The organism is Streptomyces sp. SID3212 (assembly GCF_009865405.1).
Classification (GTDB): domain Bacteria; phylum Actinomycetota; class Actinomycetes; order Streptomycetales; family Streptomycetaceae; genus Streptomyces.
In genome coordinates this window covers 1-26,197 of record NZ_WWJY01000480.1, presented here as the reverse complement: position 1 = coordinate 26,197, position 26,197 = coordinate 1, and the positions used below count along the sequence as shown (strand labels likewise).

At 72.0% G+C, this 26,197-nt stretch carries 21 protein-coding genes; 12 read left to right on the top strand and 9 right to left on the bottom strand.

All coding sequences use genetic code 11. The features are described from left to right. A partial coding sequence (locus tag GT042_RS14220; protein WP_345943771.1) for an FAD-binding protein occupies nt 1-1,499 on the top strand: 1,499 nt, incomplete at its 5' end. 100 nt (nt 1,500-1,599) lie between these two features. Here GT042_RS14220 and pcaB read toward each other — a convergent pair. Continuing rightward, nucleotides 1,600-3,111 carry a 3-carboxy-cis,cis-muconate cycloisomerase gene (gene pcaB, locus GT042_RS14215; protein WP_161309069.1) on the bottom strand — a complete coding sequence of 504 codons (1,512 nt, stop codon included), beginning with the start codon at nt 3,109-3,111 and terminating at the stop codon, nt 1,600-1,602. Then, entirely contained in the window at nt 3,108-5,207 is a 2,100-nt protein-coding gene (locus GT042_RS14210; RefSeq protein WP_345943770.1) for an FAD/NAD(P)-binding protein, read from the bottom strand. Before GT042_RS14210 ends, pcaB begins: the two co-directional genes overlap by 4 nt. A gap of 262 nt (nt 5,208-5,469) precedes the next feature. Here GT042_RS14210 and GT042_RS14205 point away from each other — a divergent pair, with 262 nt between their 5' ends. From GT042_RS14205 to GT042_RS14195, 3 genes are all read left to right on the top strand, one after another. Next, on the top strand, nt 5,470-6,720 hold the full coding sequence (locus GT042_RS14205) for an aspartate kinase (protein ID WP_202532756.1): 1,251 nt from the start codon (nt 5,470-5,472) through the stop codon (nt 6,718-6,720). 71 nt (nt 6,721-6,791) lie between these two features. Beyond that, a complete protein-coding gene (locus GT042_RS14200) occupies nt 6,792-7,613 on the top strand; it encodes a 2-amino-3,7-dideoxy-D-threo-hept-6-ulosonate synthase (protein WP_161309067.1) in 822 nt (273 codons plus the stop codon). Nucleotides 7,614-7,699: 86 nt separating this feature from the next. Continuing rightward, nucleotides 7,700-8,809, top strand: a complete 1,110-nt coding sequence (locus GT042_RS14195) for a 3-dehydroquinate synthase II (protein ID WP_161309066.1) — start codon at nt 7,700-7,702, stop codon at nt 8,807-8,809. 133 nt (nt 8,810-8,942) lie between these two features. Here the strand turns inward: GT042_RS14195 and GT042_RS14190 are convergent, their stop codons facing one another. The 6 genes from GT042_RS14190 to GT042_RS14165 form a co-directional block, all read right to left on the bottom strand. Beyond that, complete coding sequence (locus GT042_RS14190) at nt 8,943-9,983, bottom strand: methyltransferase (protein WP_161309065.1); 1,041 nt, start codon at nt 9,981-9,983, stop codon at nt 8,943-8,945. After that, nucleotides 9,980-11,725, bottom strand: a complete 1,746-nt coding sequence (locus GT042_RS14185) for a class I adenylate-forming enzyme family protein (protein WP_161309064.1) — start codon at nt 11,723-11,725, stop codon at nt 9,980-9,982. Before GT042_RS14185 ends, GT042_RS14190 begins: the two co-directional genes overlap by 4 nt. 149 nt (nt 11,726-11,874) lie before the next feature. Beyond that, nucleotides 11,875-12,237: a VOC family protein gene (locus GT042_RS14180; RefSeq protein ID WP_161309063.1), complete on the bottom strand. Its 363-nt coding sequence runs from the start codon at nt 12,235-12,237 to the stop codon at nt 11,875-11,877. A gap of 259 nt (nt 12,238-12,496) precedes the next feature. Next, a complete protein-coding gene (locus GT042_RS14175) occupies nt 12,497-15,121 on the bottom strand; it encodes a LuxR family transcriptional regulator (RefSeq protein WP_161309062.1) in 2,625 nt (874 codons plus the stop codon). Between the two features lie 608 nt (nt 15,122-15,729). Beyond that, nucleotides 15,730-16,044, bottom strand: a complete 315-nt coding sequence (locus GT042_RS14170; protein WP_161309061.1) for a multidrug efflux SMR transporter — start codon at nt 16,042-16,044, stop codon at nt 15,730-15,732. A gap of 82 nt (nt 16,045-16,126) precedes the next feature. Further along, nucleotides 16,127-16,867, bottom strand: coding sequence for a 3-oxoacyl-ACP reductase family protein (locus GT042_RS14165; protein ID WP_161309060.1), 741 nt, complete (start codon nt 16,865-16,867; stop codon nt 16,127-16,129). A gap of 94 nt (nt 16,868-16,961) precedes the next feature. Here GT042_RS14165 and GT042_RS14160 point away from each other — a divergent pair, with 94 nt between their 5' ends. Continuing rightward, a complete protein-coding gene (locus GT042_RS14160) occupies nt 16,962-17,579 on the top strand; it encodes a TetR/AcrR family transcriptional regulator (RefSeq protein ID WP_161309059.1) in 618 nt (205 codons plus the stop codon). 19 nt (nt 17,580-17,598) lie between these two features. Here GT042_RS14160 and GT042_RS14155 read toward each other — a convergent pair whose 3' ends face one another. Further along, entirely contained in the window at nt 17,599-17,988 is a 390-nt protein-coding gene (locus tag GT042_RS14155) for a hypothetical protein (RefSeq protein ID WP_161309058.1), read from the bottom strand. A gap of 135 nt (nt 17,989-18,123) precedes the next feature. Here GT042_RS14155 and GT042_RS14150 point away from each other — a divergent pair, with 135 nt between their 5' ends. The 7 genes from GT042_RS14150 to GT042_RS14120 form a co-directional block, all read left to right on the top strand. Next, nucleotides 18,124-18,558, top strand: a complete 435-nt coding sequence (locus GT042_RS14150; RefSeq protein WP_161309057.1) for a response regulator — start codon at nt 18,124-18,126, stop codon at nt 18,556-18,558. Nucleotides 18,559-19,021: 463 nt separating this feature from the next. After that, entirely contained in the window at nt 19,022-20,107 is a 1,086-nt protein-coding gene (nrtL, locus tag GT042_RS14145; RefSeq protein WP_161309056.1) for an ArgS-related anticodon-binding protein NrtL, read from the top strand. 87 nt (nt 20,108-20,194) lie between these two features. Then, entirely contained in the window at nt 20,195-21,586 is a 1,392-nt protein-coding gene (gene lysA, locus GT042_RS14140; RefSeq protein WP_161309055.1) for a diaminopimelate decarboxylase, read from the top strand. A 95-nt stretch (nt 21,587-21,681) separates the two neighbouring features. Beyond that, nucleotides 21,682-22,971: a homoserine dehydrogenase gene (locus GT042_RS14135; RefSeq protein ID WP_161309071.1), complete on the top strand. Its 1,290-nt coding sequence runs from the start codon at nt 21,682-21,684 to the stop codon at nt 22,969-22,971. Nucleotides 22,972-22,978: 7 nt separating this feature from the next. Next, on the top strand, nt 22,979-24,079 hold the full coding sequence (thrC, locus tag GT042_RS14130; protein WP_161309054.1) for a threonine synthase: 1,101 nt from the start codon (nt 22,979-22,981) through the stop codon (nt 24,077-24,079). A 297-nt stretch (nt 24,080-24,376) separates the two neighbouring features. Beyond that, on the top strand, nt 24,377-25,303 hold the full coding sequence (thrB, locus tag GT042_RS14125) for a homoserine kinase (RefSeq protein ID WP_161309053.1): 927 nt from the start codon (nt 24,377-24,379) through the stop codon (nt 25,301-25,303). A gap of 437 nt (nt 25,304-25,740) precedes the next feature. Beyond that, nucleotides 25,741-26,197: Rho termination factor N-terminal domain-containing protein (locus GT042_RS14120; RefSeq protein ID WP_345943769.1), on the top strand; the 457-nt coding region annotated here is incomplete at its 3' end.

The window sequence follows — 26,197 nt, the reverse complement described above, 5'->3', positions numbered from 1 at the left end:
GCCTGCTGACGGTCACCGCGCGGGACGTCCGCTACTCGGGGCTCACCAGCGGGCAGAACCAGCTCTTCAAGAGCAACCCCGAGTGCATCCGGCTGCCGCGCACCACCGAGCAGGTCGTCCAGGCGGTGCAGGAGGCGGTACGGACGGGCAAGCGCCTCAGCGTCCGCGGCGGCGGGCACTGCTACGAGAACTTCGTCGATCACCCCGACGTCAAGGTGATCATCGACATGGCCGACATGCGGCAGGTCGACTACGACCCGCAGCGCCGGGCGATCATGGTCGAGGGCGGCGCGACGCTCGGCGAGGTCTACCACACGATATTCCGGCGCTGGGGGGTCACGCTCCCCGGCGGCGCCTGCTACACGGTCGGTGTCGGCGGCCACGTCTCAGGGGGCGGTTACGGCAATCTCAGCCGGCTCCACGGACTGGTCGTGGATCACCTGTACGCCGTCGAGGTGGTGGTCGTGGACCCGGACGGCCGCGCCCGCGCCGTCGTCGCCACCCGCGAGGCCGACGACCCCCACCGTGACCTGTGGTGGGCGCACACGGGCGGCGGCGGGGGCAGCTTCGGGGTCGTGACCCGCTACTGGTTCCGTACGCCCGGCGCCACCGGCACCGACCCCTCGGCTCTGCTGCCCGCGCCGCCCAGTGACGTGTTCGTCGTGTGGCTGCGGTGGCCGTGGGAGAAGCTGACGGAGACCCGTTTCACGCGGCTGGTACGCAACTACGGCACGTGGACCGAGCAGAACAGCTCGCCCACCTCCCCGTACAAGGGACTGACGGCTCGGCTGGAGCCCGCCGCGAAGGCGGCCGGGAGCGTGCTGCTGTCCGTGCAGATGGACACCGCCGTGCCCAACGCCCGTGGTCTGCTGCTGGACTTCCTCGACGCCGTGAACGACGGCGTCGGCGTCACGCCCGAGGAGTACCAGGAACTCCACCAGTTGCCCTGGATGCAGGCCACCGGCTGGCCCGGCTTCTGGATGAGCAACCCGACGGACCGCTACAAGTACAAGTCCAGTTACCACCGCAAGGGGCTGACGGACGAACAGATCGGCGGCCTGCACCGGGTGCTGACCGACTCCGACTACGACCACCCGGCGTTCGTCGTGTCGATCGCCGCCCACGGCGGGCAGGTCAACGCGGTCGGCCCGACGGAGACCGCGCAGCCCCACCGCGACACCGTGCTGAAGCTGCTGTGGGGCACGTCGTGGGCCAACCCCGGTGACGACACGAGGCAGTTCGACTACATCCGGCGCGCGTTCTCGACGGTGTACGCGTCGACGGGAGGCGTACCCGTACCGAACGCCGTCACCGACGGCTGCTACATCAGCTACGCCGACGGGGACCTCACCGATCCGCGGTACAACGCCTCGGGCGTGCCGTGGCACGACCTGTACTGGAAGGGGAACTACCCGGCGCTCCAGCGGGCGAAGGCGCGCTACGACCGTACGAACGTCTTCCGCCACGCCCAGTCGATCAGGCTGCCCCACACGGTCTGACGGGTACGGACCCGCGGCCCGGCGGGAGGGGGTGGCGCCGGGCCGCGGGTGTCGGGGGGTGGGGGAGGTGGTGCGGATACGGGAGTACGGGGACGCGGGGTTACGGGTGGTGCTTCGCGTGGCGTGCCAGCACGCGGTCCACCAGGACGCCCGACGCGCCCAGGTACCCCTCGGGCCGCAGCAGCGCGCGCAGGGCCTCGGGATCGGCGAACCGGCCGGCGGTCTCCGGCGCGGCGGCCAGGAGCTCGGCGAACGACCCGCCGTCCCCGGACGTGCCGTTCCCGGATGCGCCGCCCTCCGCGCCACCGTTCCCGCCCGCCCCCGACAGCCGCGCCAGCAGGTGCTTCGCCTCGGCCTTGCCGAGCAGCGGCGCCAGCACGACGTTGACGCGCTCCGCGTACAGCGCGCCGCCGGTCAGCTCCAGGTTCGCCCGCATCCGGTCGGGGAACACGGCCAGCCCGTCGGCCAGTTCGGCCGCGCTGCTCGCCGCGCCCGCCGCCAGCCGCAGGCACTCCCGCAGCGGCTGCCACTCGGCGTGCCAGCCGCCGGCCGAGCGCTCGTCCTCGGAGACGAGGCTCTGCGTGAGCACCAGGGCGATCGGCGGGACCTGCCGGGCGGCCGACATGATCAGCGTGGCCAGCACGGGATTACGTTTCTGCGGCATCGCGGAGGACGCGCCCCGGCCGCCGCCGGACGGTTCCGCCGCCTCCGCCACCTCCGTACGGGCCATGCCCTGGACATCCACCGCGATCTTTCCGAGAGCGCCGCTCACGAACGAGAGCACCGCTCCGAGATCAGCGATCGGGGTACGCAGGGAGTGCCAGGGCACCAACGGGGCGGTGAGGCCCAGACGTTCGGCGAACGGCTCGACCAGTTCCGTACCGGACGAATCCCCGCCGGCACCCCCGCCGCTCTCGCCGTACGCCCCGTAGGCCCCGTACGCCGCCAAAGTGCCCGCCGCGCCTCCGAGTTGCGCCGGCAGCCCGTCCGACAGCAGCCGCCGTACGCGATCGTCCGCGTCCAGGACCAGCGCCAGCCAGCCCGCCGCCTTGAGCCCGAACGTGATCGGCACCGCGTGCTGCGTCAGCGTCCGCCCGGCCATCGGGGTGTCGCGGTGGCGGGCGGCGAGCAGCGCCAGGCCGTCGGCCGTACGGACGAGGTCCTCGTGGATCCGGCGCAGCACCCGCCTCGCCACCAGCATCAGCGCCGAGTCGAGGATGTCCTGGCTCGTGCTGCCGAGGTGCACGTGCTCGGCGGCCTCCCGGTCCACCTTCGCCACCTCGGCGGTCAGCGCCCGGACGAGCCCCACCACCGGGTTGGCCGCGTCCCTGGCCTCCCTGGCCAGCGCGGCGAGGTCGATCCGGTCGCCCCGCGCGACCTCCCGGAGTGGCCCGAGCGACGCGGCGGGGACCACGCCCAGCTCCGCCTGTGTCTCGGTGAGGGCCACCTCCACCTCCAGCATGGCCCGCAGGTACGCCTCGTCCGACACCAGGGACTCCACCCCCGTCCCCGCCCATACCGGCGCGAGCAGGCCCACTTCGGAAGCCACGGAAGGCACGGAAGGCGCGGAAGGTGCAGAGGGCGCGGCGGCTTCGTCAGGTACGGCGGTCATGACGCTCCTCGGACGGTGTGGGCCGGGACCAGCCGGCCGCTGGTGGGCAACCAGGCGAGCGGGACGTGCCGGTACGGCGTCCCCCGGGCGCGGAGCGCGGCCAGCCGCGCCTCCGCCGCCGCCAGGCAGGCACGGGCGATGGCGTCGCTGTCGCTGAGGATCACCGAGTTGACGCCGGGGCGGATCCCGGCGGCCGTGACCCAGTGGACGCCCTCGGTGGGGATGCCGAAGGCGAAGCGGCGCGGGTGCGGGCGGTGGGCGCTGTCGACCAGGTGGTACGGCCGCCGGGCGATGGTCATGCCCCCCGTCCCGTAGGACGTGCCGTCGCCGTCGGGGATCCGGTACGGGAGGCACTGGCCGGTGCTGAGCAGGTGCCGCAGCAGCGGATCCGTGGTGCAGCGGATGTCCACCTCGGGCAGCCGGGCCTCGATCAGCGCGCCCACGCGGACGGGCGCTCCCGGGATCTCCGTGGACCGTACGACGAAGCCCTCGCCGTCCCCGTCCGTCCCGACGCGGACCCCAGGCCCGGGGATGCGGACCACACCCGCCTCCAGCAGGGCGATCAGCTCCTCGATGCGCCGGGCGGGCGGGCCGATGGAGAGGTACGCGTTCAGCGGGGTGTACCAGGAGCGCAGTTCGTCGCGGTAGGACGTACCGCGGATGCCGCTGTGGTCGACCACCAGCCGGATCTCGTTGCGCAGGTCGCGAAGGACGTCGAGGGCGGCCTTGAGCGGGCTGGAGACGTTGCCGAGGAACGCCTCCTCGACGTCGCGCCGCAGATGGGCGGCCAGCCACGCGCCGAAGTCGCGGCTGTCGGTGAACCGGCGGGTGCCGTAGGGGCGTTCGATCAGGTCCCAGTCCCACCGGCTCCCGGGGGGTACGCCGTAACGGTCGAGCAGGGCGGGCTCCCCGGGGTCCGCGTTCACGACCGCGTTCACGTCGGCGTCCGCGACGGAAGCCGCACCGGCCGTAAGTGCCACGAACTCCGCCAGGAAGGCCGCCGCGACCGCCGGGCCGCCCTCCCGGGTGATCAGCGCGTGGTAGTAGACCGCCCGCACCTCCCGGGAGACCAGCGGCCACAGGTCGCGGCGGAACGACAGCGGCGCGCCGCCGCTGTGCCGCGCGCGCAGCTCCTCGATGACGGCCGGGGTGAGGAACAGCGGTTCGTGCCGCCCGGACACGCCCTTCTCGTTCTCACCACGCGCGTGGTACGGGACACCGCGCCGCGATCCCGCGTACAGCAGCGGCTCACGCCCCGACGGCCGGTACACCAGCCGCCCGCCCCGCCGTTCGAAGGTCCCGCCGCGTCCCGTGGTCAGCAGCGCGACGACGTCGAAGAACGTCAGGCCCATGCCCACCACCCCGACCGCCTGGCCGGGCGCGATCTTGTCGTAGTCGGCGTCGGCGGGGTTGCCGGGCGGGTAGTAGAGCAGGCCGTGCCGGCGGGCGAACCGGTCGAACCCCTCCTCCTGCGGCGTCAGCCCCATCGGGACGTGCCCCTGGGCCAGCACCACGGCGTCCAGGCACGGCAGTTCGGTCCCGTCGTCGAGCACGGCGACCTGTGCGCCGCCCGGTCCGTCGCGCAGCGCGGTGGCGGTGGCGAGGTGGACGGTGAGGGTGACGTTCGGGGGCGCGGTGCGGCGCAGCCGGTCCAGGACCCAGCGCAGGTAGTGGCCGTAGAGGCGGCGGGTGGGGTACGAGTCGGGCCCGAGCGCCTTCGCCTCCTCCCGTATCTCCGGGGCGAGCGCCCGCACCGGAGATACGGCCCCCTCCCGGGACCCGGTCCCGTCTCCCGGCAGGCTCGCGGCCCACTCGTACAGGCTCGGTCCGGGAACCACCGGGCCCTCGCACTCGACACTGTCGTCCGCGAACATCGTGATCTGCGACGCGACGGTGTTCATCAGCAGCTCGGCCCGCTGGCTGGTGCGCCACACGTGCCCGCCGTCGTCGGCCCGGGGGTCGACGAGGTGCACGGCGAAGCGCTGGCCGCGCCAGCGGGGCAGGGGAGCGTTGGCACACAGGCGTTCCACGACCGAGATGCCGCGCGGACCCGCTCCGACCAGACAGATCCGAGTCGTTTCCTTGTCGGTGTACACGGTGCCTCCATTGCCCGCTCCGCCGTGTGCGGAGAACGAATGGCTTACGCCAGGAGGTTAGGACGGAACGCGCCGTCCCCACATCACGCCATTGCGGGATGGCCGACTCGGTGGCCATACATCACGTGTACCCGGGATATGTGATCGACGGGGGGCGTGTAGAAAGGAATTCGCAACGCCACTCGGCGAACGCTCCGTTGTACACGCTCTGTTGTACAAGCCCGTCTACGGCCATCTTCCCGATCGTCCGGTGCGAGGATGCATGATAATTGCGGTCCAGAAGTTCGGTGGGAGTTCGCTGTCGACTCCCGGAAGAATTCATCAGGTCGCGGAGATCATTGCCCGCTCCCGTTCCGCCGGCCGGCAGATGGTCGTCGTGGTTTCCGCCCGAGGAAAGACGACCGACGAACTGCTGGCGGCGGCACGGGAGTTGAATACGGCGCCCTCCGCCCGAGAGACGGACCAGCTGCTCGCCACCGGCGAGAACGCCTCCGCCGCGCTGGTCACCATGGCGCTGCACCACCGGGGCGTTCCCGCCGTGTCGTTGACCGGTCCGCAGGCCGGGATCCTGGTCGCGGGACCGCACGGCGCGGGAATGATCGCCGCCGTGGACACCGCGCGGGTGATCGGCTGTCTGCGCGACGGACAGGTCGTGGTCGTGTCGGGATTCCAGGGATCCGGCGAGGACGGCGACGTGGTCACGCTCGGCCGGGGCGGGTCCGACACCACCGCCGTGGCGCTCGCGACCGCGCTGGGCGCGACGAGCTGCGAGATCTACACCGATGTCCGGGGGATCTACACCGCCGATCCCCGGATCGTGCCCGGTGCCAGGGCACTGGCCACGATCGAGGCGGCCGTCATGACCGAGATGGCCTTCTCCGGTGCGCAAGTGATGCATTCACGCGCGGTCGAACTGGCCGCCGCCAACGGGATCGACGTCCTCGTACGGGGCTCGTTCTCGGCGGATCCGGGCACCACCATCCTCGGACGGAGCGACGACATGCTGGAGACGCAGGGCCTGATCACCGCCGTCACTCACGACACGGACATCGTGATGGCCACCACCCGCTCGAACGGGCCGCGCGGCGGACTCGCGGCGGCCGTCCTCACCGCGCTGGCGCGGGCCGGGATCCCGGTCGACCTGCTCGCCTGGGGCGCGCCGGACGCGTACGACTTCCACATGGGGTTCGCCCTGCACGCCCACCATCTGTCCGCCGCCCGCGACGCGTTGCGCCCGCTGGCCGCCTCGCTCGACTGCGACATCGAGGTGGACGAGAAGGTCGGGAAGCTCTCGCTCGTCGGCGTGGGGCTGCTGAACAGGCCCGACTACACCGCCCGGATGCTCGCGCTGCTCGCCCGGATGGGGGTGGCGGTGAGCTGGGTGTCGTCCACGCACATGCGCGTCTCCGTGATCATCCCGCTGGACCGGGTCATCGAGGCGGTCACGGCGCTGCACCAGGAGTTCGGCCTCGGCCAGGACGACCTCGATGCCGAGTCCATGATCACCGTGTGATCCGGGAGACGTGTCACCCGGGAGACGTGCGGTCTAGAAACCGTGTGATCCGAGAGAGAAGGAGAATCGCGATGCCGCTGAATCGATCCTTCGGTGCGCTGCTGCGTACACGCAAGCTCTTCCGGCACTCCCCGTCCCGGCTGCTGGTGGTCCCCCTCGACCACTCGGTCGCCGACGGCCCCATCGCCTCGGCGGCCGGTCTCGGCCGGCTCGTTGGGGAGCTGGCCGACAACGACGTCGACGCCGTCGTGCTGCACAAGGGCACGCTGCGCCACCTGGACCCCGAGCCCTTCACCAGGACGTCCCTGATCGTGCACCTCAGCGCGAGCACGATGCACGCGCCTGACCCGGACGCGAAGTACCTCGTCACCGACGTGGAGAACGCGTTACGGCTGGGCGCGGACGCGGTGAGCGTCCACGTCAACGTCGGCTCCGCGAGCGAGGCCCGCCAACTCGGGGACCTGGCGGTCGTGGCGGACGCCTGCGACCGGTGGAACGTACCGCTGCTGGCGATGATGTACCCGCGCGGCCCCGGCATAGCGGACTCACGGGACGCCGCGCTGGTCCTCCATGTCGCCACGCTCGCCGCCGACTTGGGCGCCGACCTCGTCAAGGTGCCGTGCCCGCGCTCCACGGCCGACCTGGCCGACGTGGTCGGTGGCTGCCCCGTCCCGCTGATCGTCGCGGGCGGGGAGAACACGGCCAGCGACGAGGAACTGCTCGACCGGGTCGCGGACATGCTCGACGCCGGGGTGACCGGGCTCGCCATGGGCCGGAACATCTTCCAGGCCCCCGAGCCCGGCAAGCGCGCCCGTGACGTGGCGAGCCTGGTGCACGCCGAGCGCCACACCTACCCCGGTTCCGACCTGCGCCTGACCGCGGCCAAGTCCTGATCCGCTCCCCGAGCACGTCCTGATCCATTCCGCGAACCCGTCCCGATCCGCTCCGCCGCGCGACCACCTATCGAGGAAGTAGGACCATGAAGCTCTGCTGGCTGGACGTACGCACGAAGAACGAATCGACCACCGCGATCCTGGAGGAGGCGGTGCACCAGCGGATCGACGGCATCGTCGCCGCGACGGCGGAGGATCTGGCCGGACTGCCGCCCACGGTGAAGAAGGTGCTGTTCCCCGAGGGCACCGCGCTGCCCGAGGACTTCGGGGAGGCCGACGTGGTGGTGGTCGACCCCGCGCGCCACGGTGACCCCGCCGTGCTCGCCTCGCGCCACCCCGGCGTGGAGTTCGGCCGGTTCGTGGAGATCGTGGACGCCGAGAGCCTGGACGTGGCGTGCAGGTCGGCGAGTACCGAGCGGTGGAGCGTGCTGCTGTTCCGCGACCCGACGAAGATCCCGCTGGAGATCGTCATCGCCGCCGCGCGGGCGTCGGGCGCGGAGGGCAGCATCATCACGATCGCCCAGGACACCGAGGAGGCCGAGATCATCTTCGGTGTGCTCGAACTGGGCTCCGACGGCGTGATGATGGCGCCCGTGACCGTGGGGGACGCCACCGCCCTCAAGGCCGCGACGGTCACCCAGACCCCGGACCTCGCGATGGTGGAGCTGACCATCACCGGCGTCAGCCACATCGGCATGGGGGAGCGGGCCTGCGTCGACACCTGCACGCACTTCCGCAAGGACGAGGGCATCCTGGTCGGTTCACACTCCAAGGGCATGATCCTGTGCGTCAGCGAGACCCACCCGCTGCCGTACATGCCCACGCGGCCGTTCCGGGTGAACGCCGGCGCGATCCACTCGTACACCCTGTCCGCGGACTCCCGCACCAACTACCTCAGCGAGCTGAAGGCCGGCAGCAAGGTGCTCGCCGTGGACGTCAAGGGCCACACGCGGCTCGTGGCGGTCGGCCGGGTCAAGATCGAGAGCAGGCCGCTGCTGTCGGTCGACGCGGTGGGCCCCGACGGCACCACGGTCAACCTGATCCTCCAGGACGACTGGCACGTACGGGTGCTCGGCCCCGGCGGTGTGGTGCACAACAGCACCGAACTGCGGCCGGGTGACGTCGTGTTGGGCCACCTGCCGACCGCCGACCGCCATGTCGGCTACCCCATCGAAGAGTTCTGCCTGGAGAAGTGACCGCCCGGACATGACCGAAGGGGCCCGGGGAGCAGATGCTCCCCGGGCCCCTTCGGCGTGGCGCCCCACGACAGGACGGGAAAAGGGGCTGCCCGCCACGGGAATCCCGCGGCGGGCAGCCCCTGCGCGCCCCTCAGGCCGGTACGGCCACGATGACGCTCGTGGGCGCCCGCGTGGGCCTCGTCTCCTTGTGCCGGAAACCGGAGCGCTCGAAGAGGTCGGTGAACTCCGCCTCCGTACGGACGTGCCCGGTCAGCAGCGTCAGCATCACGATGTCCTCGAACTTGCCGAAGTGCGGGGTGTCCCCCTCCGGCGGCACCTCGTCGATGATGATCAGCTGCCCCGAATCCCCCATGGCCGCACGGATGTTGCGCAGCATCCTGACGGCGTCGTCGTCGTCCCAGTCGTGGATCGTCCAGGACACCACGTACGTGTCCCCGCCCGCCGGCACCGACTCCAGGAAGTCCCCGCCGACACACTCGGCGCGGTCGGCCAGCCCCAGCTCCGCGAGCACCGCCTCGGCCTCCGGCACCACCCTCGGCAGGTCGTACAGGACGGCCGTCATCTCCGGGTACTTCTGGAGCAGCGACGCCACCAGCCGCCCGTGCCCGCCGCCGACGTCCACGAGCTTGCGCACGTGCGAGAGGTCGTAGGCGTCCAGCGTGCTGGAGTTGACCATCACCGACATGCTGCCCATCGCGTTGTTGAACAGCGAGGCCAGCTCCGGGTGGGCGGCGAAGTGCGACCACCAGTCGGTGCCGTGCACATGGTCGAACGTCGGCTTTCCCGTCCGCAGGCTGTGCACCAGCGCGCCGAACGACCGCTGCCGGTCCGGGAGTCCGACGTACAGCGCGAGATCACGCATCGACCCCGGCACGTCGCTGCGCAGCGTCGACGCCAGCGGGGTGAGGCCGAACGTGTACGGCTCCACCTCCGTGAAGACGCCGACGCTCGCCAGCGCGCGCAGGCCCCGGTACAGGGCGCCCGGGTGCGCGTCCGTCCGCGCGGCGATGTCGTCGATGTGGCGCGCCTCGTCGCCGATGGCGTCGGCGACGCCCAGTTCGGCCACCGCGATCAGCAGTTGGCTGACCAGGGAGCTGTAGAGCATCTCGTACATCCGCACGGGCGGCGGCACGTCACCGATCTGCCCGTCGTCGGCCAGGGGATGGGTCATGGCAGGCTCTCCTCCGCGACCGGCCGCCGCTCGGGCCGCGCCGGGTTCGCATCTGGTCGGACCAGCACGTCGGCGAAGTGCTCGCGCAGACTGCGCTTGAGCACCTTGCCCGTGGCACCGGTAGGGAAATGGGCGGGTTCGGTCGCGAGGACCGCGCCGTGCAGGACCGCCTGGCCCGCCCGGCGCAGCGCGCCGTTGAGCCGCTCCAGCAGGTCCTCCGGCGGCAGGGCCCCCGGCTTGAGCTTCACCGTGGCGAAGGCGACCTGACCGCCGAGCGGCGGGGGCGCGGTCACCGCGACGACGGCGCAGTCGGCGACCTCCGGGCAGCCGACCATGATCGTCTCTTCCAGGGGCAGGCTGTACACCGGCCCGGACCCGGTACGGATGACGTCGGGGGTCCGGTCCACGTGGAAGAACCGGCCCTTCCTGTCCTGGTAGACGATGTCCCCGGTCAGCCAGTAGCCGGAGACGGACGACTTGCCGGTCAGCTCGGTGTTGCCCCAGTAACCGGGCGTCCTCGTCGGGGTGATGACCCCGAGCCTGCCGACCTGCCCGGGGCCGAGGCGCCGCCCGTCGTCGTCCAGCACCGTCGCCCGCTTGACCACCTTCACCGGCTTGCCGACACAACGGCCGTAGTCCTGGTTCTCCGGTTCGCTGACCTTGCGGAACAGCGCCATGCCCATCTCGGACGAGCCGAGCCCGTCGATGAACCGGGAGCCCGGGCGCGCGCCCCGCCGGCCCGGCCGCCTGCCGTGCCGGATGAGCGCCTTGATGTGCGCCTCGTGGGCGGAGTCACCGGTGTTGATCCAGCTGTGCACGTTCCCGAAGGCCGCCGCGTCGAGGTCCAGTTGGGCCAGTTCGGCGTACGTCTGCGGGAAGGCGACCACGAGCGTCGGACGGAACCAGCGGGCCGCCCGCTCCACGGCCTCGCCCGACGACTCGGCCATGACCAGCGTGGGCAGCCCGAGCAGGGCCGCCGTCATCAGGTAGCTGATGCCGGCGGAGTGGGACTGGGGGAGGGCGCTGAGCATCCGGTTGTCCGCCGCGCCGGGGAAGCTCCACAGGCGGTGGCGCTTGCCGGTGAAGAACTGCCGGTGGCCGAAGGTGACCGCCTTGGGCGGTCCCGTGGTCCCCGACGTGTGGCACAGCATCACCAGGTCGTCGTCGCCGTGCCGGTAGGGGAAGAGCGCCGGCAGCGACGGTACGGCGGGCAGCTCGCGCGAGAAGTCCACCAGGTCCGCCTGGAAGAGGTGCGCGGGCAGGGCTCCCGAGGCGCGGAGCCGGTCGAGCCCCACGGCGTCGGAGACCACGCCCCGTACCCCCACCCGGCCCAGGTACTCGGCCGCGACCTCGGCCGGCATCCGGCTGTTGACGAGCGCGGGGATGGCGCCCAGCGAGTTCAGCGCCAGGAAGTGCAGGAAGGGTTCGATGCCCTCACCGGCGTAGACGCCGACCGGATCGCCCTTGCGCACCCCGGCCGCGTGGTACCAGGAGGCATAGGCGGTACGGATCGCGGTCAGCCCGTCGAGGCTCAGCCGTTCCCCGTCGTCGGGCGAACCGTCCCCGCCCACCCGCTGGGCGAGCAGGAACGGAGCCGAGGGGGAGGGGCTCGCCGCACGGGCGAGGTCGAGGAAACTGCCGACCCCGAGCGCGGGGTCCGCGAGAAGCCGGAGTCTGGCCCGCAGCGGCATCCGTGCGGCCGGAGCGAGACCCAGGCGGCTGACACCAGTATTTTCGCGCATGCGTTCCTTTCCAGGGGGTCCGAGGGGTCCGGGGGGCCCGGGGGAGGCCAGGGGGAACGGGCGGTGGACGGGTCCTGCCAACGCGAACGCCAACGCCACTGCCACCGTTCGCGAGGGTGTGTCCGTGGTGCCGTGGTGCCCCGCCCCGGTCAGCCTTCGTAGACCGTCAGTTCGTAGCCGTCGGGGTCGCGGAACTGGAACTCACGGCCGCAGAATCCGTCGCACGGCGGCTTGGTGATGGTCACGTCGGACTCGGCCAGCTGCTTCGCCAGCTTGTCGGGGTCGTTCGCCTTGATCCAGAGCACCACGCCCCAGCCCAGCTCCGTCACGGAGTCCAGGTCGATCGTGGCCTGGCGCAGCGCGATCTTGATGGGCTCGGTGTCGAGGACGGCGGCGGTGGGCACCTTGGACTCCGTCGGCTTGAACCCCACCACCTCCGTGTAGAACTTCCGGGACCGCTCGACGTCGCGGACCTGGAGGGTCAGGAAGTTCGGTCCGATCACGTTGGTCATGGGATGCCTCTCTGTCGGACGGCCGCTCCTGAGCACGCGCGCCGTCGGGCCTTGGACCGTTCCAGTCTCTGGAGGACCGGCCCGCGTGACATCACGTGTTCTCGTGAACTCCCGTACCGCCAAGGGGATCCCGTACCGCCGGGGCTCCCGTACCGCCGGAGATCCCGTACGGCCGTCCCGTACGGGTGGGGATTCCCGTACGGCCACACGCGTCCCGAGGCTCCGGGGGACCGGGGGCGGCTCCGCCCCGGCCCGGGGCTCAGACGCTCTCGTCCAGGAAGGAACCTTCGTGGGCCAGCACCTGGCGCGTCAGCTCGACCCGGCTGGTCACGCCGAGTTTCGTGAAGCTGTGCCGCAGGTGGCTGTCCACGGTGTGGGGGGAGAGGAAGAGCTTCTCGGCCGCTTCCCGGTTGGTGAGCCCCTGGGCCACCAGCCGTACGACCCGCAGCTCGGAGGGCGTCAGGTGCTCCCACCCCGTACGCCCGCCGCCCATCGCGTCGCGGGCCTTGCGCCGTACACCGAGCGACTGGAGGGCCCGGCGGACCCGCAGCGCGTCGTGCCGGGCGCCGTGCGCGGTGTAGTGGCGCAGCGCCTCGTTGAGCAGTCCCGCGGCGGTGCCGCGCTGCCCCTGGGCGTGTTCCGCCGTCGCCAGGTCCTCCGCCGCGGCGGCCAGCGAGAGGGGCCGGGGGCTCGACCGGTAGTACGACACGGCCGTACGCAGCCGGCTCACGTCGTTGCAGAGCACCCCCTCGGCGTGCGCGGCGGCGGCGACCGCCGAGGCCACGCCGGGGTTGCGTTCGGCGATCAGGCGCGCGGTGTCGGCGACGGCGCCCGCCCGCGCGGAATCACCCGCGCTCAGGGCCGTCCGTACGAGGCACGCGCCGGCGTGCGGCTCCTTGGTGAGCAGCAACGGCCTTCGCGGCAGGCGCCGGTAGAGGTCCGAGAGCGTGTCGATCGCCGGGGTGGGGTCGTCGGTCGCCGACTGGAGGAGGGCGGTCACCCAGGCCAGGTCCTCCAGCCCGGCGCCGGTCGCGCCGGCCCCGAGCCCCTCGGCCTCGGTGACGTGCGCGCGGGCCAGGGAGAGGTCGTTACGGTGGATCGCGACCCGGGCGAGGAGCGCCAGCGGCCCCACCCCGAGGGAGGGCACGGCGAGGCGCTTGGTGACCCGGACGGCGGTCGCCGCCTCGGCGTTCGCCTCCGCGAGCGCGCCGGAGGCGAGCTTCAGCTCCGCGCGGTGGAAGTGCCACATCGGCAGGACCCAGCGCAGGGCCGCGTGGTCCGAGGGGTCGCGTTTCTCCGCGAAGATCGCCTCGGCCCTGTCGAACTCGTCGGACGCGGTCAGGGCCACGGCCAGCCACAGCCGGTGGTGGCCCGGGTCGACGCCGCTGTCGGCGCTGTCCGCGCTGTCGGCGATCCGCGAGGCCTCCAGGGCGTGCTCGACCGCCTTGCCGAGGTGGCCCTGGGCGCGCGCCGCCGAGGACCGTACCGCCGTGCCGTACATCAGCTTCTCGAAGCGGCGGTTGTGCGCGCTCTGCGAGAAGTCAGCCTGCCGGGAGACCTGGGCCGCGTGGCCGCGCTGTCCCGGTATCTGCCAGTCGTCCAGGTCCCGGAGGCCCGTCGCGCCCATCAGGTGCATGGCGTCGGCCATCAGCTCCGGGTGGACCGGTTCGTCGTGGTCGTCGGCCCTGGAGTGCCGGTCGCGCACGACCAGCACGGGGGAGGAGGACGTGATACGGGTACGGGTCGCCGGCCGCCACACGGCCGAGGTGAACGTCTCACCGCGCCGCTTCCCGCGCATCAGGTGCTCCACGAACTCGGCGGCCGACCTGCCCTCGCGCCACACGGCCGACGCCGCCTCGCGGTGCAGGGCCGTACGGACCGGTTCGGAGAGCCGCGCGTACATCGCCTCGCGGACCAGGTCGTGGCGGAAGGCGAGCGACGCCCCGTCGTCCACCAGCACCGAGGCACCGACCAACTCGCTGATGACCGGCAGCAGTTCGACCGGCGGGCGGCCGAGCAGCCCGGCCGCCTCGTGGACCGAGAAGGGGGTCTCCAGGACCGCCACCGCGTCCAGCACCCGGCGGACGTCGTCCGAGAGGTCGCGCAGGAGGTGGTCGACCGCGCACCCGAAGGCGGCGGCCGGGCGGTTGTCGGTGAGGGTGGCGGCGCCGTGGGCGATCCGGATCCGGCCCTCGGCCAGGGAGGTGGCCAGCAACTCCCGGACGAGGAACGGGTTGCCGCCGCCGCGCGCCGCCAGGGCGAGCACCCCGTCGTCGGGGCGGGCGCCGAGGAAGTCCGCGCACAGGGCGGTGACGACGTCGGGGCACAGCGGCCCGAGGTCGTGGCACGCGGCGCCCTGGCGGACCAGCCAGTCGAGCGTTTCCTGGGCGACCCCCCGTACCGAGCCGGGCCTGCGGGTCAGCAGCCAGAGGACCGGCAGCGACGCCACCTCGGACACCAGCACGCGCAGCGCCGCCGCGCTCAGGTTGTCCGCCAGGTGCGCGTCGTCCAGCGCGACGAGCACGGGCTGCCGCCGGGCGCAGGGCCCCAGCAGGTCGATGATCCGGTCGACGGCCCCGAGCGGGTCGTCGTGTCCGGCGAGCAACGGGTGCAGCCGCGCCGGGATGTTGCTGTGCAGCAGGCCGCGCAGCGTACTGAGGGGGACGTCCCGGTCGAGCGGCGCGGTCGTGCCGGCCGCCACCGCGAAGCCCGACTCCCGCGCCCCGGCCGTGACGGCCCGGGTCAACGCGCTCTTTCCGATGCCGGCGGAGCCGTTGATGACCACACAGCTCCCCCGTCCTGTGGCGGCCGTGCGCTCCACGGCCCGGCGTAATTCGAGCAGTGTCCTGTCCCGGCCCATGATGTTGGGCGTCGTGGATCCCATCGCTTCTCCCACGTTTCACTTACGGAGCTCAAATAGGACGACTCGGCGCACTATCTTCCGGAGCCCGCGACAGGGCGGCTCAGATGGGCGGCTCGCGGCCGGGCGCTCTGGAGCGAGACATGCGGGGGTCCGGGCGGAGCGCCGGTCTGGTGGCTGCCTCGCCCGGAGAACGGGGGTACGTCGGTCACCCGGCGGTGGACCCGGGGACGCGCGACGAGGGAAGGAAGAGGCTCGGCCGCGGCGGTTCACCGCCGGCAGGGGCAGGAGCCCTTCCTGTCATGTGCGTCGTACAGGAGAGGTACGGGGGACATCGGCATGCCGGATGACGCCGGGCGAACGCCGACGAGCGAGTCCGTGGGGTGGGCCCGCGACTGAACATCTCCACCGCTTTCGATGAACAGACTCTGGTCGTTGGCGGGTTGGGGCAATCCGCGGGGACCCGCCGGCCCCGCGCACGGCTCAGGAGGGCAGGCCTCCTGAGCCGTGGACACGCGTACACACCACTGTCCGGGTCCCTCGGTGCTCAGCGGACCCGAACAGTGTCACCACCCGGTCGTCACCCCTCGGTCGTCACCCTTCGCGGGGTGGGGCGGGGCGGGGGAGCGAGATCAGCTTTCGAGAAGCCGCAGGCCCACCACACCGCCGATGATCGCGAGGATGCAGGCCACGCGGGCGGCCGACGCCGCCTCGCCCTGCACGATGCCCGCGACCACCACACCCGCCGCGCCGATGCCCACCCACACCGCGTATCCCGTGCCGACCGGCACGTCCCGCAGGGCGAAGGTGAGCAGTACGAAACTCAGCGCGGCGAAGGTGATGCCGATCGTGCTCGGCCACAGCTTCGTGAAGCCGCCGGACTCCTTCAGCGCCAGAGCCCAGACGACCTCCAGCAGGCCGGCCACCGTCAGGATCGCCCATGCCATGTAGCCCGTCCTCGCCGTCGTGCGATCCTCGGTCGATTGCGAGGCCCCGGTCACCGGGGCCCGCCTCTGCGCGCCGCGCGCATCAGGCGGTGTAGCCGCCGTCGACGGCGAGCGACGTGCCGGTGATCCAGGCCGCGTCGGGGCCCGCGAGGAAGGCCACCGCGCCGGCGGTGTCCGAGGCCGCGCCGAGGACCTTCGCCGCGGTCCGCAGGCGCTCCTCCTCGGCCTCGGCCGTGCCGTCCGGGTTCATGTCCGTGACGGTCGGGCCCGGGTCGACGATGTTGACCGTGATGCGCTGCGGCGCCAGGTCGTGCGCCAGCCCCTTGGTGAAGCCGATGAGGGCGGACTTGCTCATCGAGTACAGCGTCACTTCCGGTACGGGGACGCGGTTGGCCCAGCAGCTGCCGATGTTGATCACACGACCGCCGTCCGTCATGTGCGCGACGGCCGCCTGCGTGGCGACGAAGACGGCCCGCACGTGGACGGCGAGCGTCCGGTCGATCTCTTCGAGGGTGACGTCCTGGAAAGGTCCGTAAGGGAAAATACCGGCATTGTTGACCAGGATGTCCAGGCCACCGAACTCGGCCGCCGCGCGGGCGACGGAGTCGGCCACGGCCGCCGGGTCCGCGCTGTCGGCCTGGAGCGCGAGGCCCCTGCGGCCGAGGTCTTCTATCGACTTGACAACTTCCTGCGCCTTGTCGGCGGCGTTCACATAGGTCAGGGCGACATCAGCCCCCTCCTGCGCTAATCGGAGGGCGGTGGCCGCGCCGATCCCCCGACTGCCACCGGTCACCAGTGCGATTTTTCCCGCGAGTTGCGACATTTTGCTCCGCCTTGATTACATTCCGGAATGGATGCTGCATAAAGTCTTAACAGGTAGGCTGAGGCATGGTCAACCCCCTTTGGAGGATGGGAATATGACAGAACGTGGCAGGCCGCTTACGTTCGACCGGGCGGCGGCGTTGCGGCGCGCGATGGAGACGTTCTGGGAGCTTGGTTACGAAGGCACCAAGATGACCGATCTGACCGAGGCGATGGGCATCAACTCGACCAGCCTCTACAACTCCTTCGGATCGAAGGAGCAGTTGTTCTTCGAGGCGGTGGCCCTCTACGACAACACCGTCGGATCGGCCACCAACCGGGCGCTGCACGACCAGCCCACCGTGCGGGGGGCGATCGAGGCGATGCTGCGCGGGAACATCGACGCCTTCACCGACCCCCATACGCCGAGCGGTTGCATGATCGTGCTCGCGGCGACCAATTGCAGTACGCGCAACAAGGGGGTGGGCGACCACCTGGCCTGGCGGCGGCGGAACGCGGTGGCGACGCTGGAGGAACGGCTGGAACAGGCCGTGGACGAGGGCGAGTTGCCCCCGGACGCGAACGTGGAGGGCATCGCGGCCTTCTACTCCACCGTGCTCCACGGGCTGTCCGTCGAGGCGCGGGACGGGGTCGCGCTGCGGAAGCTGGAGTCGACGGTGGACATAGCGATGTCGGCGTGGAATCTACTGGTACGGCAGATGGCGACGCCCTGACCGCCGCCCTGACGACCCGTCAGTCGCCCTGCGGGGGGCGGGACATGCGCAGGGCGAGGTCGCGGAGGAGGTCCTCGGAGGAGATGTCCGTACGGCCGGAGTCGTGGACCTCGGCCAGCTCGGAGTAGACGTACGTGAACGCGCCGATCAGCTGCATGATGGCCGGCAGCGCCGCCTCGGTGACCGCGTGGGCCGCCTCCAGGGGGGTTGCCTCGGAGGGCACCGCGAACGAAGGGAAGACCTCGGCGAGCAGCGACCCGATCTGGCCCTCACCTGAGCCGCGGGCGGCGGTCGTGCCGGTGCTGTCGGTGCTCTCCGCGGCAGCGGGGTGCCGCTCCGCCGTACGGATCCATTCCGCGGACTGGGTGAGGATGCCGATGGCCCTGAGGACAACTTCGTTCTGCTCCATGCGTGGAGCGTAGGCGGTACGGGCGGGGCGGACGACGGTCCGCGCCCCCGGCCGCCGCCGCGTCGCGCCCGGCGCCGGGCCCGCCAATTGGCCAAAACCCGGACGCGGCGCGGAAGTCCGACCTACTCTCGATATGTGTCAGGCGCATCCGGCCGGGTGCTCGTTGTCGACGACAACCGAGTGATCAGGCAGCTGATCAGGGTCAATCTCGAGCTGGAGGGCTTCGAGGTCGTGACCGCGGCCGACGGTGCCGAATGCCTGGAGGTCGTGCACGAGGTCAGGCCGGATGTCATCACCCTCGATGTGGTCATGCCACGCCTGGACGGCCTGCGGACGGCCGCGCGGCTGCGCGCCGATCCGCGCACCAGCCGGCTGCCCCTCGCGATCGTGAGCGCGTGCACCCAGTACGAGGTCGAGGCGGGCCTCACAGCCGGGGTGGACGCGTTCCTGGCGAAGCCCTTCGAACCGGCCGACCTGATCCAACTGGTCCGCCGCCTCACCCACCACGAGACGCCCCCGCCCCTGGACGGCCGCCACGAAGCAGGCCACGCAGGCAGCACCCGCGGCTGACGCCGCCCCTCCCGGAGCCAGGCCGCCCCCGGCGGCGTCACGCCCATGGCCCGTCAGGGGCGCCCGCCGACAGCCGACGCTGTCCCGGCGAACCCCCGCAGGGGCTTGCCCGCCACCCGCAGCTGCTACGGCGCGTGCCCCGCATGGAGCACCCGCGGCTGACGCCGCCCCCTGGAGCCTGGTCGCCACCTGCCGACGGTGTCCCGTCCGCCACCTGCCGACGGCGTCCTGACCACCGCCCCGCCCGGGGCACCGCCGGGTTCGCGGGCAGCGGGGGCCATCCGCTGCTGACGGCATCGCGCAACGAGGTCGCCGTCTGCACTGACGCTCGCGGCTGTCCGTTGCCGATCGGCTCGCCCGCACCCCGCACCCCGCACCCCGCCCGCCGCTCCACCGGACGCCCGCCGACCGCATCGCGGAACGAGGTCGCGGAGGGGGCCCCCTCCTCCCCTACGCTGGTCCCGTGACCCCCGCCGATCTCTCCACGACCGTGCTGCGCGCCGTGCGCCGCGCGGTGGAGGACGGCGCCCTGCGCGTGGCCGTGCCCGACCGGGTGACGGTGGAGCGGCCCCGGCCCGGCGGGAGCGGCGACTACGCGACGAACGCGGCGCTGCGCCTGGCGCCCGGCGCGGGTCTGGCGCCCCGCGAGGTCGCGGAGATCCTGCGCACCCGGGTCGCCACCGCCGAGGGCATCGCCCGGGTCGAGATCACGGGCCCCGGCTTCCTCAACTTCACGCTGACCGAGGACGACGGCGAAGACCTGGCCCGTACGGTGCTGAGCGCGGGCTCCCGCTACGGCCACGGCAACGCCCTGGCGGGCACCACGGCCGTCTTCGCGCCCGCGCGCGAGCCACGCGCCCGCGTCTGGACGGAAACGGTGGTCGCCCTGCTCCGGAGCCAGGGAGCGACGGCGTCGATCGCGCCCGCCGGCCCCCGCCCCGGTGGGGCTGTGACGAACCCCACAGTCGCTCCGGTCGCACCCGCCCCCGTGCCCGAGACCATCCAGGTCGTGCCCGTCCCCGACGGGGACGGTCTCTTCGGGCGGCTGGGGGCCGACGCCGCCCGCTGGGCGCTCTTGCGGCCCGCCGCGCACGATCGGCCGGCCGCCGGCGGCGCCGCGCTGCTCGTGCAGCGCGAGAGCAATCCCCTCTTCCGGGTGCGGTACGCGTACGCCCGTACCCGCGCCCTCACCCGCGCCGCCGAGCAGCTGGGCGTCACGCCGGCCGGTCCCGTGGGAGCGGGATCCCACGAGGGTGCGAGCCCGGGCGCGCCCCACCCCGCCCAGGCCGCCCTCATCCGTCTCCTCCGCGACCACCCCGCCGTCCTCGAAGCCGCCGCGCGGCACCGCGCGCCCGACCGGCTCGCGCGCGGGCTCGAACAGGTCGCCGACGCCGTGCTGCGTTTCCAGGAGAGCGGCCGGCCGTTGCCCCTCGGGGACGAGAAACCCTCGGCCGCCCACCGCTCCCGGATCGCGCTCGCCGGGGCCGCCGGGGCCGTGCTGGCCGGCGGCCTCTCCCTCCTCGGCATCGATGCCCCGGAATTCCTTTAGACCGCAGATCGCAGATCGCCGGATCGCCCAGATCATCCAGATCGCCAGATCGTCGTTGAGACCTGAGAGACCTGAAAGAGCCACGTCATGAGCCGTTCCGCACACCCCGCAGGACCCCGCCACGCCGACGTCTTCCCCGACGGGCACTACTCCGCCCCCGCCGCCGACCTCAACGTCCTGGACGAGAAGGTCTGGTCGCGTACGGTCCGGCGCAACGACGACGGCGTCGCGACCGTCGCCGGGATCGAGGTGACGCGGCTGGCCGAGGAGTTCGGCACCCCCGCCTACTTCCTCGACGAGGCCGACTTCCGGGCCCGCTGCCGCGCCTGGTCCGACGCCTTCGGCCCGAACGCCGACGTGTTCTACGCCGGCAAGGCGTTCCTCTCCCGCGCCGTCGTGCGCTGGCTCACCGAAGAAGGGCTCAACCTCGACGTCTGCTCCGGCGGCGAGCTGGCCACCGCCCTCGCCGGCGGCATGCCCCCCGAGCGCATCGCCTTCCACGGCAACAACAAGTCCACCGAGGAGATCGAGCGCGCCGTCTCCGTCGGCGTGGGCCGGATCGTCCTCGACTCCTTCCAGGAGATCGTCCGGGTCGCGCACATCGCACAGCGCCTCGGCCGCCGCCAGCCCGTCCAGATCCGCGTCACCGTCGGCGTCGAGGCCCACACGCACGAGTTCATCGCCACCGCCCACGAGGACCAGAAGTTCGGCATCGCGCTCGCCGACGGCCAGGCCGCCGAGGCCGTCAGGCGGGCCCTCAAGCTCGACGGCATCGAGCTGATCGGCATCCACTCGCACATCGGCTCGCAGATCTTCGACATGGCCGGATTCGAGGTCTCCGCCCGCCGCGTCGTCCAGCTCCTCGCCGAGATCCGCGACGAACACGGCGTCGAGCTGCCCGAGATCGACCTCGGCGGCGGCCTCGGCATCGCGTACACCTCCGAGGACGACCCCAAGGAGCCGTACGACATCGCGAAGTCGCTGCTGGAGATCGTCACCCGCGAATGCGACGCGGCCCGCCTCACCACCCCCCGGATCTCCGTCGAGCCCGGCCGCGCGATCGTCGGCCCCACCGCCTTCACGCTGTACGAGGTCGGCACGATCAAGCCACTCGAAGGGCTGCGGACGTACGTCAGCGTCGACGGCGGCATGTCCGACAACATCCGTACGGCCCTCTACAACGCCGACTACAGCGTGGCGTTGGTCTCACGCCGCTCCGACGCGGAGCCCATGCTGTCGCGCGTGGTCGGCAAGCACTGCGAGAGCGGTGACATCGTCGTACGGGACGCCTACCTGCCCGCCGACCTGGCACCCGGCGACCTGATCGCCGTCCCCGCCACCGGCGCGTACTGCCGTTCGATGGCCAGTAACTACAACCACGCGCTCCGCCCGCCCGTCGTCGCGGTCAGGGACGGCGAGGCCAGGGTCGTGGTCCGCCGCGAGACGGAGGAAGATCTCCTGCGGCTGGACATCGGATGATGGAATTGGTGTCTCGGGATCTGGACGGACGGTAGATACTTCCGTCCGGTGCGTGAGACTGGTTCACACTCAGTAAGAGGAAACGAGGTCGGATGATGCGTACGCGTCCGCTGAAGGTGGCGCTCCTGGGCTGTGGCGTGGTCGGCTCAGAGGTGGCGCGCATCCTGACGACGCACGCCGACGACCTCGCCGCGCGGATCGGCGCCCCGGTGGAACTCGCCGGGGTCGCCGTCCGCCGCCCGTCCAAGGTCCGCGAGGGCATCGACCCCGCGCTGATCACGACCGACGCCACTGCCCTGGTCAAACGGGGCGACATCGACGTGGTCGTCGAGGTCATCGGCGGCATCGAGCCCGCCCGTACGCTCATCACCACCGCGTTCGAACACGGCGCGTCCGTCGTCTCCGCCAACAAGGCGCTGCTCGCCAAGGACGGCACGACCCTCTACGACGCCGCCGCGCTGCACGGCAGGGACCTCTACTTCGAGGCCGCCGTCGCGGGCGCCATCCCGCTGATCAGGCCGCTGCGCGAGTCCCTGGCGGGGGACACCGTCAACCGGGTCCTCGGCATCGTCAACGGCACGACCAACTTCATCCTCGACCGGATGGACACCGCGGGCGCCGGCTACTCGGAAGCGCTGGACGAGGCCACCGCCCTCGGGTACGCGGAGGCCGACCCGACCGCCGACGTCGAGGGCTTCGACGCCGCCGCCAAGGCCGCCATCCTCGCCGGGATCGCCTTCCACACCCGCGTACGCCTGGACCAGGTGCACCGCGAGGGCATCACGGAGGTCACCTCCGCCGACCTCGCCTCCGCCCAGCGCATGGGCTGCACGGTCAAGCTCCTCGCGATCTGCGAGCGCGCGGCCGACGGGAAGTCGGTCACCGCCCGGGTCCACCCCGCGATGATCCCGCTCAGCCACCCCCTCGCCTCCGTCCGCGAGGCGTACAACGCGGTCTTCGTCGAGGCCGAGGCCGCCGGACAGCTGATGTTCTACGGCCCCGGCGCGGGCGGCGCCCCGACCGCCTCGGCCGTCCTCGGCGACCTGGTCGCGGTCTGCCGCAACAAGCTGGGCGGCGCCACCGGGCCCGGCGAGTCCGCCTACACCCGGCTGCCCGTCAGCTCCATGGGCGAGGTCGTCACGCGCTACCACATCAACCTCGACGTGGCCGACAAGCCGGGCGTGCTCGCCCAGGTCGCGACGGTCTTCGCCGAGCACGGCGTATCCATCGATACGGTGCGCCAGAAGGGAAAGGACGGCGAGGCCTCCCTCGTCGTCGTCACCCACCGCGCGCCCGACGCGGCCCTCTCCGGGACCGTCGAGGCGCTGCGCAAGCTCGACACCGTGCGCGGTGTCGCCAGCATCATGCGTGTTGAAGGGGAGTAAGGGACCCATGACCACCAGCATCGGCGCCGTCGGCGCCCAGCGGGGCACCCATCAGTGGCGCGGCATCATCGAGGAGTACCGGGACCGCCTCCCGGTGACGGACGGGGCGGCCGTCATCACCCTCAGGGAGGGCGGTACGCCGCTGGTCCCCGCGCAGGTGCTGTCCGAGCGCACGGGCTGTGAGGTGCATCTCAAGGTCGAGGGCGCCAACCCGACCGGCTCCTTCAAGGACCGCGGCATGACCATGGCCATCACCCGGGCCAAGGAGGAGGGCGCGAAGGCGGTCATCTGCGCCTCCACCGGCAACACCTCCGCGTCGGCCGCCGCCTACGCGGTCCGCGCCGGCATGGTCTGCGCCGTGCTCGTACCGCAGGGGAAGATCGCCCTGGGCAAGATGGGCCAGGCCCTCGTCCACGGCGCGAAGATTCTTCAGGTCGAGGGGAACTTCGACGACTGCCTGACCCTGGCCCGCTCGCTCTCCGACAACTACCCGGTGGCCCTGGTCAATTCGGTCAATCCGGTCCGTATAGAGGGCCAGAAGACCGCCGCGTTCGAGATCGTGGACGCGCTCGGCGACGCCCCGGACATCCACGTACTGCCCGTCGGGAACGCCGGCAACATCACGGCCTACTGGAAGGGCTACACCGAGTACGCCGCGAACGGGCCCGCCGCCCGCACCCCCCGCATGTGGGGCTTCCAGGCGTCCGGTTCGGCCCCGATCGTGCGCGGCGAGGTCGTCAAGGACCCGCACACCGTGGCCACCGCGATCCGGATCGGCAACCCGGCGTCCTGGCAGTTCGCGCTCAACGCCCGTGACGAGTCGGGTGGGTTCATCGACGAGGTGACGGACCGCCAGATCCTGTCCGCCTACCGGCTGTTGGCCGCGCAGGAGGGCGTGTTCGTGGAACCCGCCTCGGCCGCGTCCGTCGCCGGACTGCTCAAGGCCGTGGACGAGGGCAAGGTCGACCCGGGCCAGCGCATCGTCTGCACGGTCACCGGCAACGGCCTCAAGGACCCGGAATGGGCCACCGCCGGGGCGCCGCAGCCGTCGGTCGTCCCGGTCGACGCGGTGGTCGCGGCCCGCCGCCTGGGCCTGGCGGACGCGTAGGACACGGCCGTTGGGACACTCCACGGGAGATTCTTGATCACAGGCGCACACGCAGGTACGCGACACGCATCGTGCGCCTCCTGTGCGCCCTATGTCGCCATGGAACCTTCCTTCGATAAGCTGGGGTCAACCCGCAGTGCCGCAACGTGCTGCCGCGCTGTCGACCCCGCGGCTCGGGCGTCCGGTATACCGTCGTTCCGCCGAATCCCGCCCGTACCGCAGATCCCCACGCACATCTCCCCGCAGGCCCCGCCGATCCCCCCGCACGTCCCGCAGTCAAGGAGAGTCGTCAGAACGATGGCCGGTCCCTCGTTCCGCGCCGCCGCCGTACGGGTGCGCACCCCCGCCACCAGCGCCAACCTCGGTCCTGGCTTCGACGCCTTCGGCCTGTCGCTGGGGCTGTACGACGACGTGGTCGTCCGCGTCGCCGACTCCGGCCTGCACGTCGACATCGCGGGAGAGGGCGCCGAGACGCTCCCCCGCGACGAGAACCACCTGCTCGTACGGTCCCTGCGCACCGCGTTCGACCTGCTCGGGGGACAGCCGCGCGGCCTGGAGGTCGTGTGCGCCAACCGCATCCCGCACGGCCGCGGGCTCGGCTCGTCCTCGGCGGCCATCTGCGCCGGCATCCTCGCCGCCCGCGCGGTGACGATAGGCGGCGACGCCCGCCTGGACGACGCCTCGTTGCTGGAGCTGGCGAGCGAGATCGAGGGACATCCCGACAACGTCGCGGCGTGTCTGCTGGGCGGTTTCACCCTGGCCTGGACGGACGGGGGAGCGGCCCGCGCCATCAGGATGGAACCGGCCCGTTCCATCGTTCCGGTGGTTTTCGTGCCCGGCAGGCCCGTGCTGACGGAGACGGCGCGCGGGCTGCTCCCGCGCTCCGTCCCCCATGTGGACGCGGCGGCCAACGCGGGACGGGCCGCGCTGCTCGTCGAGGCGCTGACCAGGCGTCCGGAGCTGCTGCTGCCCGCCACCGAGGACCGGCTGCACCAGGACTACCGGGGCCCGGCGATGCCGGAGAGCATCGCGCTCGTCAACCGGCTGCGCGCGGACGGCGTCCCCGCGGTCATCTCCGGCGCGGGCCCCACGGTGCTCGCGCTGGCCGAGGACGGTGCGGCCGACAAGGTCGCACGACTGGCGGGCGAGGGCTGGGCGGCGAACCGGCTGTCCCTCGACGCCGGAGGCGCGTGTGTACTGCCGCTCGGGCCCGACAGGGCCTAGACCAAGCACGTACAGAGCCCGGAGGAAGCGCGTACAGGGCCCAGAAGGCCGGTGAGCCGGGATTGCCGGTGAGTGAGAGGGGGAATGTTTGTTGGAGCCGGTAGTGTTAACCTCAAGTCTGCAACCGACGTCTTTCAGGCGCGGTGCATCGTGTCCCGTTTCGGGACCACCTTTCTTCCGGGAGCCTCCCCAACTGCCTGAGCAGCCTGCCTGAGCAGTTTTGAGCACGCACCGGAACCGGCACGACACCCCCCGTTTTTCCCAGCGGTGGGCCGAGCAGGGGGACCTCGGGCCGGACCCATGGCACGTACGCATGTTTCTCCGCCGTACCCGGCGGGACCACCGCCCCGGCACGGTCCACAAGATGGGACCGCAGCCGGCAGCACAACCGGTCGCCGAGCCAGAAGGCCGACGTCCGCTCCAGGGAAGGACCCTTCGTGAGCGACACCACCGATCTGATGGGCGTGACTGCCGACAACACCGTCGACACGACCGCGCCCGCCGAAGGTGCTGCCACTGGCACCACCGCACGGCGCCGCCGCTCCGGCACCGGCCTTGAGGGCATGGTCCTGGCCGAGCTTCAGCAGGTCGCGTCCGGCCTCGGCATCAGGGGCACCGCGCGGATGCGCAAGAGCCAGCTGATCGAGGTCATCAAGGAGACGCAGGCCGGTTCCCCGTCCGCGCCGAAGAGCGCCGATACGGGCGCCTCCGACGCCGAGACCAAGCCGAAGCGCCGCGCCACCTCCAAGGCCCGTACGGGCGAGTCCGCCGCTGCCGCCGCCGCGCAGGATGCCGGCCAGGCCGAGCAGGCCGTGGCCCAGCAGCAGATCGACATCCCCGGCCAGCCGGCCAGCGACGACCAGCCCGCGGGCGAGCGCCGCCGCCGCAGGGCCA